At 47.3% G+C, this 14299-nt stretch carries 11 protein-coding genes; 8 read left to right on the top strand and 3 right to left on the bottom strand.

Going from position 1 to position 14299, the window contains the following annotated elements:
* Positions 1-125: 125 nt before the first annotated feature.
* The 5 genes from K7B67_RS03290 (at position 126) to K7B67_RS03270 (ending at position 5451) form a co-directional block, all read left to right on the top strand.
* The gene (locus K7B67_RS03290) at positions 126-1418 is read left to right on the top strand and encodes an NCS2 family permease (RefSeq protein ID WP_252178955.1); all 1293 of its coding nucleotides are present in this window, start codon (positions 126-128) and stop codon (positions 1416-1418) included.
* 74 nt (positions 1419-1492) lie between these two features.
* A complete protein-coding gene (trmA, locus tag K7B67_RS03285; RefSeq protein ID WP_252178954.1) occupies positions 1493-2578 on the top strand; it encodes a tRNA (uridine(54)-C5)-methyltransferase TrmA in 1086 nt (361 codons plus the stop codon).
* Positions 2579-2704: 126 nt separating this feature from the next.
* Positions 2705-3919 (top strand): hypothetical protein, encoded by a 1215-nt coding sequence (locus K7B67_RS03280; protein WP_252178953.1) that lies wholly within the window; start codon positions 2705-2707, stop codon positions 3917-3919.
* A gap of 82 nt (positions 3920-4001) precedes the next feature.
* Complete coding sequence (locus tag K7B67_RS03275) at positions 4002-4670, top strand: ElyC/SanA/YdcF family protein (protein WP_252178952.1); 669 nt, start codon at positions 4002-4004, stop codon at positions 4668-4670.
* A gap of 19 nt (positions 4671-4689) precedes the next feature.
* On the top strand, positions 4690-5451 hold the full coding sequence (locus tag K7B67_RS03270; protein ID WP_252178951.1) for a transporter substrate-binding domain-containing protein: 762 nt from the start codon (positions 4690-4692) through the stop codon (positions 5449-5451).
* 66 nt (positions 5452-5517) lie between these two features.
* Here K7B67_RS03270 and K7B67_RS03265 read toward each other — a convergent pair whose 3' ends face one another.
* Complete coding sequence (locus K7B67_RS03265) at positions 5518-6186, bottom strand: IS630 family transposase (protein ID WP_252178950.1); 669 nt, start codon at positions 6184-6186, stop codon at positions 5518-5520.
* A 1154-nt stretch (positions 6187-7340) separates the two neighbouring features.
* On the opposite strand from K7B67_RS03265, the gene K7B67_RS03260 reads away from it, so the two are divergent.
* The gene (locus tag K7B67_RS03260; protein ID WP_252178949.1) at positions 7341-9401 is read left to right on the top strand and encodes a GGDEF domain-containing phosphodiesterase; all 2061 of its coding nucleotides are present in this window, start codon (positions 7341-7343) and stop codon (positions 9399-9401) included.
* Positions 9402-9448: 47 nt separating this feature from the next.
* Here the strand turns inward: K7B67_RS03260 and glpD are convergent, their stop codons facing one another.
* Positions 9449-10984 carry a glycerol-3-phosphate dehydrogenase gene (gene glpD, locus K7B67_RS03255; RefSeq protein WP_252178948.1) on the bottom strand — a complete coding sequence of 512 codons (1536 nt, stop codon included), beginning with the start codon at positions 10982-10984 and terminating at the stop codon, positions 9449-9451.
* A gap of 167 nt (positions 10985-11151) precedes the next feature.
* On the bottom strand, positions 11152-13302 hold the full coding sequence (sctC, locus tag K7B67_RS03250) for a type III secretion system outer membrane ring subunit SctC (RefSeq protein WP_252178947.1): 2151 nt from the start codon (positions 13300-13302) through the stop codon (positions 11152-11154).
* Positions 13303-13541: 239 nt separating this feature from the next.
* On the opposite strand from sctC, the gene K7B67_RS03245 reads away from it, so the two are divergent.
* Together K7B67_RS03245 and K7B67_RS03240 are read left to right on the top strand one after the other, a co-directional pair.
* The gene (locus K7B67_RS03245) at positions 13542-13913 is read left to right on the top strand and encodes a hypothetical protein (protein ID WP_252178946.1); all 372 of its coding nucleotides are present in this window, start codon (positions 13542-13544) and stop codon (positions 13911-13913) included.
* Positions 13914-13955: 42 nt separating this feature from the next.
* Positions 13956-14249 (top strand): hypothetical protein, encoded by a 294-nt coding sequence (locus K7B67_RS03240; RefSeq protein ID WP_252178945.1) that lies wholly within the window; start codon positions 13956-13958, stop codon positions 14247-14249.
* Positions 14250-14299 lie beyond the last annotated feature (50 nt).

Here is a 14299-nt window from a genome sequence, read left to right as displayed (position 1 = left end):
CCAATCTAAGAAATTCCCACCAAAAACCGTGATTTATCGAGAAAATGACGATACCACCCACCTATTCTACCCGTCTGTAAAAATCGTTATCATTGTAGGCTTGTACTCTCACGCGAAGCTTCAACATGTTAGAACGGCTATTCAAACTAAAAGAACATCATACGGATGTTAAGACGGAAGTACTGGCAGGAATTACAACGTTCCTGACCATGGCCTACATCATTTTTGTCAACCCCAGCATGCTGGCAACCACCGGCATGGATCAGGGAGCGGTCTTTGTCGCTACCTGTGTGGCGGCTGCTATTGGCTGTATGGTCATGGGCTTGTATGCCAATTACCCCATTGCTCTTGCGCCTGGTATGGGCCTGAATGCCTTCTTTGCCTTCACCGTTGTCGGCCAGATGGGTTATAGCTGGCAAATCGCGCTGGGAGCTGTTTTCCTTTCGGGTGTCTGCTTCTTCGCATTAAGTGTCTTCAAGATTCGCGAGTGGATTATCAACAGCATTCCCCTGTCATTACGGGGTGGTATTGCTGCCGGTATTGGCCTCTTCCTTGGCTTTATTGCTCTACAGAATGCCGGCATTGTCGTTGGTGACCCGGCAACACTGGTGACACTGGGAGAGATGAGTTCCTGGAGTGCCATCATGACAGCCATTGGCTTTGTCCTGACGGTGGCTCTTTACTATCGCAATGTCACCGGATCCGTCATGATCGGGATTCTGACCATTACTATCGTCAGCCTGATTGCTGGCAAAGTAGAAATGAACGGTCTGGTTTCCGTACCTCCCAGCGTGGCCCCGACGCTTCTGCAACTGGATATTGCCGGAGCATTGGAGGTGGGCATGATCAGCATTATCTTCTCTTTTTTGTTTGTTGATCTCTTTGATACTTCAGGCACCCTGGTTGCGGTGGCCCAGAAAGGCGACCTGCTGGACAAAGACGGTAAATTCCCCCGGCTGGGCAGAGCCCTGATGGCCGACTCCATGGCCAGCATGGCTGGGGCCGGACTGGGTACTTCAACCACTACCAGCTACGTCGAGAGTACTGCCGGGATTTCGGTGGGTGGTCGGACAGGCCTTACCGCTGTGGTGGTGGGCCTGCTGTTTCTGGGTTCCCTGTTTCTGTCCCCGATGGCGGCCATGGTGCCGGCCTATGCAACCGCCCCCGCCCTGCTTTTTATAGCCGTTTTGATGACTCACAGCATGTTCCAGATTAACTGGGATGACCTGACTGAGGCTGCGCCAGTGGTTATTGCCGCCGTCTCTATGCCTCTGAGCTACTCAATTACCACCGGCATTGCCTTTGGCTTTATCTCCTACACCGCCATCAAGCTCTTGAGTGGTCGTGCAAAGGACCTGAATAGTGCCCTGGTTATTCTTTCTCTACTGTTCGCCATTAAACTGGTGATGTTCAGTTAATGAGCTGAAAACCGGTTTTCATCTCTTTGAAAGCGGCCCATAATACGGGCCGTTTTTATTGGTCGAAGAGCATTATGTCATTAGCCGTTGTAGAGCCTGCAAAGTATCAAACCCAGCTGAGTGAAAAGGTAAACCTTACCTGCGAAGAGTTTCAGGTTTTTGATGTTCCTGAGCTGGAGGTTTTCAGATCCCGACCAGAACATTACCGAATGCGCGCAGAGTTCCGCATCTGGCATGAGGGTGAACACAGCTACTATCGCATGTTTGACCCCAAGACCCGACAACCTTTCAGCATTGACCAGTTTCCTGCCGGCTCAGAGCGGATCAATCAATTGATGATGCCGTTGATCAGGGACATAGAACAACAGGAGATTCTTCGAAAAAGACTGTTCCAGCTGGAATTTCTGACGACCCAGACGGGTGAAGCCCTGATCAGTATGCTTTATCACAAACCACTGAATGATGAGTGGCAGGCTGCGGCAGAGAAATTACAGATTTCCCACAACATTGGTATCATTGGTCGTGCCCGAAAGCAGAAAATCGTTCTGGATCGGGATTACGTCGTCGAAACCCTGAAAGTAAAGGGCAAAACCTACCAGTACACTCAGGTCGAGAACAGCTTCACCCAACCTAATGCCGGAGTTAATGAACAAATGCTTGGCTGGGCCAGTGATGTCTGTGCTGGCCTGAAGGGGGATTTGCTCGAACTGTATTGCGGTAATGGCAATTTCACCTGTGTTCTGGCTAATCACTTTGACAAGGTTTTGGCGACTGAAATATCCAAGACATCCGTTCAATCTGCCCACGACAACTTCGAGCTGAACGCCATTGAGAATGTCCAGATAGCCCGTTTATCCAGTGAAGAGTTCACCCAGGCCATGAATCGGGAAAGACTGTTCAGACGTTTGCAGGATATTGATCTGGACAGTTATAACGTATCCACCATTCTGGTAGATCCTCCCAGGGCCGGCCTTGATGAAGGTACTGAAGCCTTGGTTCAAAGGTTCGACAATATTGTCTACATCTCTTGTAACCCGGACACATTGAAACAGAACCTGGAAAAGATCACCCGGACTCACAAAGTGCATCGTATAGCCCTTTTTGATCAGTTCCCATATACCCATCATCGCGAAATGGGTGTCTTCCTGACTCGAAAATAACTGCCTGAAAGGCTAAAAAATAACCCACCGCCAAACTTTCCTAAAACGGAATTCTGTACCAGACTGTTGGTTTCCCTGTTTCAAAAATGGATAAAAACCAGTAACGGGGATTCCAATGGAGGCAGTATGGAAAACTATGTAAACACTCTCTGTGCGTTGTTTGTTTGTTTCTTTGTAAACATTTTCAGCTCCAATGCACTGGCAACACAGAAAATTGATGTTCTTCTGGTCGCTTATGACCAAGGCGAAAGTAATGCGTTTAAGCAGCTTGAAAAAGCTTTGAAAAAGCAGGGTCTCAACTACCGCATTTTATCGATGGGCAGGGCTGCAGAAATTTTCCGGAATCATCCGCTCAACCTTACTATTTCTGTACCCGACCCAGAGCAGCTCCGCAACAATCGGGAAACCGCTTGGCCGGAGAGCGCTCTCCTTGAGTTATCGCAACGCATTAACCCTAAGATCGTCTATGCCGGAATGGCCAGTGCTGCACAGGCTCAGATTCTCAACTACATGAAGCAACAAGGCAGCTTCACTATGGCTTTGTATGATAATTTTGATGACATTACCAACCAGGAATATGTGCAGGCGTTTCTGAAAACCATTCGAACAATCGATGAATTCCATCTTCCCAGCAGCGCAACCGGGGTAAGTTTTAACGACCTTGTACTTTGTCCTACTCCCCTGTATCTGGTAACCGGACAACCAGCCCTTGAGGCCTGGGATGATATTTACCGTCAAACGGATGACCGGTCTGTCCGCCTTGAACTAAACCTTGGTCCCAATGAGCCTGTTGTGACATTTGCCGGTGGCTATGACGACACGTATGAAGAGTATTTCAGAGTCTTTCTTGAAGCCACCCGAAAGATGCCGTCCGTGGCCTTTCTGGTCACCCACCACCCTAAGACCAATGGTGAGATCGAGCGACGCTTGATTAAGGAAATAGCTGCCGGAAATGTCCGGTTGATGGAAAATAATCGTCATTCAACAGCGGTTCTCACAAAAATATCTGTCGCTGTTATGGTTCATAAATCCTCTATTGGAACCATGGCACTCTACAAGGGAAAACCGGTTATCCACATTGCTGAACCCGAAGCAGACAACTTTCTGATCCGCAGAAAACTGGCTTTTCTGGCTTCTACCCCGGAACAAGTGGTCAAAAAGTTTCAGGCGGCCATTGCCACCCATCACCAGTTTCTCTCACTGGAATCGCTGGGCATTCCCAATCATCAGGCTTCAAGGTTTATCGCCAGTGAATTCAAAGATATTTTGGAAGAGCTCAAGGAACCCCGCCCTGAAGGACAGGAGGTTTGTAAAGAAGTACAGGGTATCCCATTGAGGTAAAGATCTGAGTCCGATAGCCTTTAACCAACAGGATGATTATGGTTAACTGTCTCTGAATTTCTTATTTTGCGGAGACTTCCGAATGGAGGGCAGACTGACCCGCCTGAAAGCTGTTACAGGGTTGTTTGCCGTTGCTGCGATAGGACTCATTTCCCTGATCTCTGTCGCTAACTGGCTGGTCAATACCAAAACCAGCTCACGGCTTTATGACAATGTAGAAAGCATTTCATACAACGAAGTGGGTGTCCTGCTCGGCACCAGTAAATATGCCCGCGAAGGAGGCAATAACGATCATTATGATCTCAGGCTCAAGGCGGCGTACCTTCTCTACACCCGAAATAAAATCGATTACATTTTGATCAGTGGTGACAATGGAACGCCTTATTATGATGAGCCCAGCACCATCCGCAAAGACCTTTTGAAAATGGGGATTCCTGCTGAAAAAATCTACCGGGATTATGCCGGTTTTCGAACTCTGGACTCTATTCTAAGGGCAAAGTTTGTCTTCGGGCTTGACCGGTTCACCATCATTTCACAGGCCTATCACAATAAACGGGCACTTTATATCGCCCAGAATAACAATATTAATGCTATTGCTTTCAACGCGGGCGACGGAGCCAACAGCGACCTGAGCAATAAAACCAGGGAGATGCTGGCCAGGGTTCTGGCCGTTCTGGAAGTTCACTGGTTAAACACCGGCCCTAAATACCTGGGACCCACGATCGATATTGGTCATACACCTCCGACATAGGCTGAGATCTGCAATGCGAGTGTTCAACAACAAAAAAAAGTACGGACTACAACTGCTGATCTTCTGCCTGCTGCTACCCAGTGCCCTTACTCTGGCTGATGAAGACAGAATTGCTATCTCAACAGGGCTGTTTCCAACAAACTATCCTCCTCTTTTCTGGATCGATGGTAAAGATGGTAAAAAAGGCATTGTGCAGAAAATCCTTGAAGCCGTCAGCCAACGAAGCAACTATGACTTCGTAGAAGAGTACTACCCTTTCAACCGAATCATTTACAAAGTAGGCAATGGCAGTCTGGACCTGGAAGCCTGGAGCTCCCCCCAATGGCGGGAAAGAGTGGCTGAGAAAGTTTATTTCACTGAACCTTTTTCAGAGCACTGCGAAGTGATTGTCCAGCTAAAATACAGCGACCAGGGAGTGAGCCAACCCAGCGATCTCCGGGGCAAGCGGCTTGGAGTGGTGCAAAATTATACCTATAAGACGTTTGAGCCTTACTTTCAGTCAGGGGAAGTAATTCGTAACAACTCCAAGGATGAGCTGCATGTGTTAAAGCTTCTGGAGAAAGGTCGCAGTGACGCAGCACTGATGGATGAACTGGTAGCACAGCATCTGATGAAAACCCGGTTTACAGGACTCTTTGCCACAGGAAAAAGATTCGACTGTGTGCCAGTAACCTTCATGTTCAGTAAGTCTGCTGAGCAGCACGGGAAAAAGATCAACACCATTCTTCAGGAATTAAAGGCAGAAGGTGTTATTGATCAAATTTTGGAAGAGTACCTGTAAGTACTCGACTTTAGAGTTATCAAAGGACAATAGTTCTAAACCCAAACCATCTAGAAAACCGGAGTTTTACCACTCTGACAGATTGTTTGCCCTTAGGCGCTCTTCTTCATCATTAAGAGAATCTTTGACCCAGAGTCTGTCAGCTACTTTTTCAGGATTTCGGTTTATACGTTCAACGAATTTTTTTGCGGCTTCGAGCAGATCTTCTGCCGTTTTATGGCAGTGATGGTATGTAACATCTTCCCGGAACCAGCGCCATAAGGCTTCTACAGGCATAAAGTCAGGGCTGTAGGCTGGCATCTGGATAATGTTCAAATTCAGGCGTAGCCCCGCGTCCCTTACAAAGTGTGCGGTATGCCATGATGCACCATCCCACACAATGTCGATTTTCCTGTCAGGGTTCTCCTGCCTGATTCGTTCCAGAACATTAACGGTGTGCTCTTTCCGCCCACAGGGATAAGGCCACATTCTGACCTGACCAAAATTGTAGTAATAGATTCCGTAGAAGGTGATCTTGTCAGCCAGCTTTGGAGAGTGTGAACTGACCCAGAGTCTTTCGCCTTTACGGGACCAGCCATAGCCAATATCGGCATCTTGATGAATATGAGCTTCGTCAATGTAGACCAGCAGGCGTTTCTGGAAAGTGGCTTCTGACAGCAACGGCTTTAAAGTTTCAAGAAAGGTAGCCCGTTTTACCGAGTCAGCCTTGTTGAGCAGTTTTTGGCTTTCTTCCATGAATACCCCTGCCGTTTAAGAACCTGTCGTATGGTCTCACGGCAACATCGTACCTGAAAGCAATCCCAACACCATTGAACCAAGTATTTCAACGTCCAGCGAGGTGAGTTAAGAGAACTTTCCTGGTTAGCTGCTTTTTCCAGTGTCCGGTCAATCAGGCAAGCAGCAGCTTTACTGATAATTTGACAAAAGGGGGGCGGCCCCCAGTCCGCTTATAAACCATAGCCTCCGGCCCCTTTGAATTGTAGCGGTGAATCCAGTCAGTGACCGTTTCGAGATGCCGCCCCAATTGCTTGGCAACCTGAGTTGCAGAAGAACCCTGTGCCACTTGATAGAGCGCAGAAAAGCGCTCTCGTGTACGTGGGTGAGCTGCATGTATGGACTGCTGGAGCAGACAATCTTGTGTCTGCTGCCACTGTTGAGGGGAGACTTTTAATACCATGGGTAAGCAAGAAAAAATGAAAACTATCTTACTTATAGCGACGGGCTTGGCATGTCGTAGTGGGCGTAGTCATACAGGTAAATGAACGACTGTGATTGCGCACCTTCCCTATACCGGGGTGCGCTAGGTACCAATCCATTAAACTCCGGTTTTCTAGATGGTTTGGGTTTAGCATAAATGCACATATACGAAATTCGGGGTAGGTCATACCCTTAGAGCCTGCCAAGCGAACGATGCTGTAATGTCGTCGGCAACAGGAAACTGCTAAAGCCGTGAGGCTGAAGCCTGCACTATCTAATTAGTGCAGAATCACCATCCTTTAGGGTGGTGAGTATGTCAAATGCAAGCACTTGAAGCTGCCAGCGTGCAGCAGGATATTGTGCCGTTTACCAAATTTTTAGCGTCATTGCTGCAGGACTAAGGTCTGAATCTGCCCGTAGTTTAAGAAACTTGCCAATTTACCATCACTTTTAAAAAAAAAGAAAATAAAAAAACCTTCCGACAATTATCCAACCCAATTAAAACCTAATTAAAACCCTGTTTAAAAATTACAATTTCGTATTAGTAGATCGCTCTTAACTTTCTATAGTTAATTTCACAAGGAAATAAAAATCTCCTGATCAACACCTAGTTTTTTTAATAAACAGCCAGCCTCAATGAAGTCTGTCGTTGAAAAACGTTCTACGGATGGCATCGAAAGAAGTCAAAGAATATGGAAACCAGCACAGGCATTGATGCTAAGCAACGCTTATCTGCCAAATTGCTTAAAGCGGTTCTGATGGCAGCCTGCTTACTGGGTATTGCTATCAGTTGTGTTCAGATTTTCTTTGATGCCCGCCAATCCAGTAAAATCATTGATTCCGAAGCCCTGCAAATACTGGCCATGATCAGAGAGCCCGCCATTCAGGCCGCCTATAGACTTGAACCCAGAATGGGAAAAGAGATTCTTACCGGGTTAATGGAGCACCAGTCAGTCCACATTGCAGCGATTGAAATACCCGATGAACCTGAGCTTGCTGTGCTGAAACGTGATCTTTCCAGCTCAAGGTATCGCCAACTTTCGGACTACCTGTTTGAACCTGTTCGAATTTATCGTACTCCTCTTTATCGGGAAGAACCTTTTGATGAATATTACGGCGAGCTGCTTTTGGCCATTGATACAGCCTATCATGGACAGGAGTTCATCCAGCGCTCACTGATTGTCCTGGTCAGCGGTATTTTCAGAGCCGTTGCCATGGCATTGCTGCTCTATATGATCTATTCGTTGATTCTTACCAAACCTCTGAACCGTTTGATCAAACATCTGTCACAGATTAACCCGGACGCGCCCGGCTCTCATAAACTGCCCATGCCTAAAGGCCATCAGGACAATGAGCTGGGCCTCTGGGTGAGAACCGCGAATCAGCTTTTGGAATCAATAGAACGAAACCTGAACCTGAGGCAGAAAGCTGAAGCTCAGATCATGAGACTGTCTCAGTACGATTATTTAACTCGCCTGCCAAACCGAAAAACCTTGCAGAAGCACCTTCAGAGCCTGATCAAGAAACCCGCAAGTACTGATGGTCATATTGCCATTCTCTGTCTTGGCCTTGACGACTTCAAATCACTGAACGCTCACTTTAACTTCAATGCAGCAGAACATGTGCTGGTCAAAATTGCAGATCGCCTGAGAAATCATATTGGTAATAAAGGTTTTATTGGCAAGCTTGGAGAGGACCAGTTTGCCATCATCCTTGCCAGTAGCACCCAACCTTATGCAGCCGCTGAAATGGCCCAGACCCTTCTGAAACAGCTGGCAGCCCCTATTACAGTGGACGACGAGAAGATAACCATCAGTGGCACTGTGGGCATCACTCTATTTCCTGACGATGGTCAGGAAGTGGATAAGCTCCTGCAACAGGCCGAATTCGCCATGATCATGGCCAAGTCCCGAAGCCAGAACCGCTACCAGTTTTATATTGCGTCTATCGACACCGAGATCCGCCAGCGCAAGCGGCTTGAAAGGGATCTTCATGAAGCCCTGGAGCATCATGAAATGAGCCTGGTTTATCAACCACAGATTGATTTCAAGACCCTGCAGATGGTGGGTGCCGAGGCTTTACTTCGCTGGAAACATCCTGAAAAGGGACTTATTTCACCGGACATGTTTATCCCTATGGCAGAAGACAATCTGGACATCATTCCTATAGGTGACTGGGTGCTCGAGTCCGCTTGCCACCAGCTCCATGAGTGGCATAAAACAGAGTTCCATGATTTGAGAATTGCCGTGAACCTTTCTGCCATTCAGCTAAGAGATAAAAATATCGTTGACCGCATCAAGTACCTGTTGAATAAATACCAGATTCCACCCCGGTTGCTGGAAATTGAAGTGACCGAGACCTCCATTATGGAAGACATTAAGCTTTCCTCAGAACAGCTCAATAATATCAAGGCAACGGGAATCACCCTTGCAATGGATGATTTCGGCACAGGCTACTCCTCACTGAGTTACCTGAAACAGTTTCCATTCGATAAGTTGAAAATAGATAAATCGTTTGTCGAAGGGATACCGGAAAACAAGGAAAACACGGTTATCGTTGAAGCCATTATTCAACTGGGTCGCAGCTTTGGCATTGAAGTCATCGCTGAAGGTGTTGAAACCAAAGAACAGGAAACACACCTGATCAACTCAGGATGCACAGAAGGCCAGGGTTATTTTTACAGTAAACCCATTCCTGATCATGAGTTTGTCGAATTCCTGAGAGCCTGGAAAAACAAGCCTGCAAACTCATAAACACATGAAAGGTGGCTGATGTCTCCACCTTTCATTTTCTCCAGAAATTAACTTTTACCAATGAACCTGTCAGGAATCAGTTCAGGTAATCGCTTCGCCAGATAAGCTTCCAGTCTGGTCTTGCCAGATTCATCCAGCTCGATACCCAGCTTGGTCCTACGCCAGAGGATGTCTTCAATCTGGTAAGCCCATTCATGCTCAATCAGGTAATCCACTTCAACAGCGTAGAGTCCGGCACCAAAATGCTCACCCAAATCATCCAGTGAATGACTCTCTCCCAACAAACGGGCGCTCAGATTTCCATAAGTTCCACTGAGGCGGGAAGCCATCTCCCGAGGCAACCAGGGGTAAGCACGACAGAGTGCTTCAGTGTTCTCCTGAACAGTCTTGAACCCTTCACTGCCAGGCAACTGACACGCTTTGGTCCAGCTTTCACCCATATCAGGGAAATAAGGCTGAAGTTTGCCAACAGCCGCTTCACCCAACTTACGATAGGTGGTGAGTTTGCCGCCAAAGACAGACAACAACGGTGCCTTACCGTCCTGATCTTCCAGTTCCATGGTGTAGTCACGGGTAATCGCTTGGGGAGAGTCTGACTCATCTTCACAGAGTGGGCGCACTCCAGAGTAATCCCAGACAATGTCATTCAGGGAGATCGATTGTTTAAAGTGTTTATTCACGATGTCGCAAAGATAGCGTTTTTCGTCCTCAGAGCAGAACACATCAGCGGGATCACCCTTATACTCAACGTCCGTGGTACCCACCAGTGAATAGTTGTTCAGATAAGGAATAACAAAAACAATCCGGTTATCTTCATTCTGCAGAATGTAGGCACGAGGTTCCTCATGAATACGGGGAACGATAATGTGACTGCCTTTGATCAAACGGATTTTTCGTGGGGATTTTTGCTTCAGCCCTTCGTCAAAGAAAGATTGAACCCAGGGACCCGCCGCATTCAGCAGAGCACGACTTCGAACAACAGACTCTTCTCCAGTGATCTCGTCCCGTAAAGTGATATGCCAGACACCCTGATTTCGTTCAGCATGCAACGCCTGAGTGCGAGTACGAATGTCTCCCCCTTTTCTCTGAAGTTCCATAGCATTCAGCACCACCAGACGGGCATCATCCACCCAGGCATCAGAATATTCGAAGCCTTTCCTGAAGTCTTCTTTGAGTGCAGAATCCTTACCAAACCTGAGGGATTTTGACCCCTGTAAAGAAACCCGGGCACTGAGATTGTCGTACAGAAACAGCCCGGCACGAATCATCCAGGCCGGTCTCAGGTGAGGTCTGTGAGGCAGGCAAAAGCGCATGGGAAAAGCAATATGAGGTGCCATTTTAAGGAGCACCTCCCGTTCTGCCAGCGATTCCTTAACCAGCCGGAATTCATAATGTTCCAGATATCTGAGACCACCATGAATTAGCTTGCTGCTGGCTGATGAGGTCGCCCCGGCCAGATCAGACTTCTCACACAGGCCTACTTTTAGCCCCCGGCCAGCTGCATCAACGGCAATACCGACACCATTGATGCCACCACCAATCACGAAAATGTCAAAGAGATCCTCTGACTTCACCTGCTTCATTGACACACCCAAAATGAATATTTGCGAACATATATAAACTATAACGAATCTTATGCTACAAAAAAAACCAATATGTTTAATAATTCGAATTAATACGAATACTCAGGTGGTTCATATCAGAGATGATGACAAGGCAAGAATCGTGCAGGAACGATCCAGGAGCCAGATCAGGCTCCTGTACTGAGAATACGCGGGGTTATCAGGAACAAGCGCATTTGACTGGTGTTTTGCTTCTTATCCGCGCGGAACAGACGACCCAGCACGGGGATATCTCCCAGGACAGGCACTTTGGTGGTCTTCTGATCCTGGCTTTCCTTATAGAAACCACCAATCAGCAGACTCTCATTTTCGTTTACGATCGCCTGGGTACTGACTGAACTGTTACTGACCCTGGGCAGGCTGAGATTCTGGTCATTAGAATCGCCACCATCCTGAATATTTACGCTCATGTGAATCCGGCGGCCTGCCTCCTCTTTGACAATTCTTGGGGTAACCTGAACAACAGTGCCCGAAGTCACAGGAAACAGCTCCGCATCTTCCTGACTGGCTACCTGAACATAAAAGGTACTGCTGTTGTCAAAGACTGCCTCCAGATTGTCCAGGGTAAGAATAGAAGGTTTGGAAACCACTTTGGCCCGACCTTCATCTTCCAGCAAACTGAGTCGGGCATTAAAGCTGCCAATGTTCATGCCCAGAACCGTCGTGAATGAGGAGAAATCATCTTTATAAGCTGAAGAGCCCGGATCAAATTTAATTTCAGAACCGGTAGCACGAGTATTGTTCCAGTCAACACCCAGCGCTTCTATATCGGCTGTATTAACATCGATAATGGAGACACTGACCTCCACTTGCGAAGAAGGTTTGTCCAGAGACTCAATCAAACCTTCATACATGGCCATCTTTGACTCCAGATCATGGACAATGATGGCATTGAGCCTTGGGTCGGCGCTGATGTATGCCCCTTCAATCTGGGCACCCGCATTCAGTGATTCTCCCGGTTGCTGAGCCTGTTGCTTGTTTTGAACACCGTTGCGAACAACCCCTTTAGCAGGCTGCATTTTAAGCGGTTCAGACTTTCGCTCAACACTGGCAACACCACCGCCACTGATGATGTTTCTTAACAAAGTGGCCACCCCAGGTACAACGATTTGCTGCCCCCTGAAATTGAAACTTTTATCGGTAGCCCAGGCATATTTGAGACTGAACATACGCACGGTCAGTTTGCTCTTCTGTCGGTCACCTTCTTTATTGTCCAGCAGCGCAGCCGTTTGGCTTACTATCTCAATATATCTTGGCGGCCCGGATACATAAATCAGGCCATCTTTGGGTTGCTCTTTCCAGAAGAAACGCCCATCCCATATACCCACTTTTTTAAGTGTTTTTTTGAAGCTCCCGGTAGTCATGTATTCCAGACTGATAATCTTTTGTTCTGCGGAACTGCCACTGTAGACATAGAGTGAGTGACCATCAAAATACCAGATAAATCCATAAATGTTGGCCATGTGATCCATGAAGTCGATAGGCGTCAATGGACCAATCTTGCCATTCACCTCACCGACCACATCTTCAGAGATAACGACGGGAACATAGTAACTGGCAGCAAAGTTCTGTAATGCCTCAACCAGATCTTCACCACTGCCATAGAAGGAATAAGGACGGTCTCCAAAGACAGCCAGGGCTGGGGACTCTGAATCTTCAATCTCTTCTTCCGCCTCTTTCAGCAACTCCTTGCCGACTGTTTCTATACTTTCCATCGGCTTAACCGCAGCCCCGGCAGCAGTGTTTCCTTTGGCCGGTTTTTCCGTTTCCAGAGGAACTTCAAAACCCGCTTTAGCCTGAGGTTGCGGAGTCTTTTTCGCATAGTTGTAATCGATGCTTTCGATGCCTGTCGTTTGTTGCTGGCCGCCCATCCACTGCTGCAACCTGAAATATTCTGCTTCATCCGGTTTTGACCTTGTTGGCGGAAATGCGGTTGCATCTAAAACTTGTGCTGGCGGCTGGGCAGGGGCGGCTTCCTGAAACCCGGACTCAATAGATTCAGTAGAACCGTCTGGCAGGTATATGGTTTGTCCCACCAACAGTTTTGAAGGGTTGGTGATGTTGTTGTATTCGGCCAGTTCATGGAGCTCAAAGCCATAGTTCTGGGCAATAATAGAGAGCGTTTCACCGGGTCGCACAATGTGTCTTCGAGCACTTTCAGATTGAGCAACAGAAGACCAGATCGCCGCCCGGGAATAGGACGGCAACAAAAGCAGCGGGGTCAACAAAGACAGAGCAAGCCATAAGATTAGCCAGAATTTGAGAGTTTTTGAGCCCATTCGAAGAGTGCCTCCATGCCCGTCCTCTAAACAACTCACAACAAAGGTGTTAACGGCTAAATTTACTTTTTCTAATCAATTTTTAATTTTTTATAGCTAATTTAAATATACAGCCAAACAAAACCAGTGTATCCAAGATCACCCTTCAATTCTAATCATTTACACAGTTTTAGGTTTGCTGCCATGCAGCCGATGCAAAAGCGAAGAGAATCAATTCACTTAAACCGAGGCTGGGCATTATGGATGTGTCTTTTAAAAATGGTCTTTCTGGTATTTCATTCGTCAACAGTGACTTTATTGATAAAGACTTTCCGAAAGACAAGTCTTCTTTTAAACCCTCTGGCGCAAGTGTTTCGGCCCACTTCTGGAAAACCCTTGAGTTCGGTCGCACCTACGAAGATCGTCAAAAAACATACGCTCTCACCCTGAGTGAAAACGCGCCTTCGCTCTCCCCTGCTGAACATAACATGATGACAGATATAGCGTTGACTCTGCTCAGCAAACATGCCGAAGAATGGCCAGAAGCAAAGGCGGCGCTGGCCGTATTGAAAGAGTCTAAAGAATTGCAGGAATACCTGACCATGACACGGAATATTTTGGTTGCAGGCTAATATAAGCAGGCTGATAAAAGAAAACAACAGGGAGGACAAACCATGAATAAGCCATTGAGACAATGGTTGCTGGCCCAGGCCTCTTACTATATGGAGTATCTCCAGCCGCGAAAGTCCATCGCTTTGCTGGAAGCGATGAAACGATTTGAACCCAAAAACCCCGATGTTTATCGAATGCTCAGCTATGCCTACCTGCAAATTGATCGACCTGAAGATTCCATCAAGGCCGCCGATACTTTTCTGCAGTACGCGAAGCCTGGAATCGATACCCGGGCCATCAAATGGATCAAGGGGCGAGCACTGCTCAAAAAGAGAAAGAAAGCCGCTGTAAAATAATCTCTTGCTTGACCAGACTGCTCTCTCCTGCAAACAGACTGGTCATAAAG

The organism is Endozoicomonas sp. 4G, from assembly GCF_023822025.1.
In the GTDB taxonomy this organism is placed as follows: Bacteria; Pseudomonadota; Gammaproteobacteria; order Pseudomonadales; family Endozoicomonadaceae; genus Endozoicomonas_A.
This window is presented reverse-complemented; position numbering and strand designations above follow the sequence as displayed.

Coding starts and splice junctions, on each gene's coding strand:
- K7B67_RS03290 (WP_252178955.1), top strand. CDS start 126: ATGTTAGAACGGCTATTCAAACTAAAAGAACATCATACGGATGTTAAG.
- trmA (WP_252178954.1), top strand. CDS start 1,493: ATGTCATTAGCCGTTGTAGAGCCTGCAAAGTATCAAACCCAGCTGAGT.
- K7B67_RS03280 (WP_252178953.1), top strand. CDS start 2,705: ATGGAAAACTATGTAAACACTCTCTGTGCGTTGTTTGTTTGTTTCTTT.
- K7B67_RS03275 (WP_252178952.1), top strand. CDS start 4,002: ATGGAGGGCAGACTGACCCGCCTGAAAGCTGTTACAGGGTTGTTTGCC.
- K7B67_RS03265 (WP_252178950.1), bottom strand. CDS start 6,186: ATGGAAGAAAGCCAAAAACTGCTCAACAAGGCTGACTCGGTAAAACGG.
- K7B67_RS03260 (WP_252178949.1), top strand. CDS start 7,341: ATGGAAACCAGCACAGGCATTGATGCTAAGCAACGCTTATCTGCCAAA.
- glpD (WP_252178948.1), bottom strand. CDS start 10,984: ATGAAGCAGGTGAAGTCAGAGGATCTCTTTGACATTTTCGTGATTGGT.
- sctC (WP_252178947.1), bottom strand. CDS start 13,302: ATGGGCTCAAAAACTCTCAAATTCTGGCTAATCTTATGGCTTGCTCTG.
- K7B67_RS03245 (WP_252178946.1), top strand. CDS start 13,542: ATGGATGTGTCTTTTAAAAATGGTCTTTCTGGTATTTCATTCGTCAAC.
- K7B67_RS03240 (WP_252178945.1), top strand. CDS start 13,956: ATGAATAAGCCATTGAGACAATGGTTGCTGGCCCAGGCCTCTTACTAT.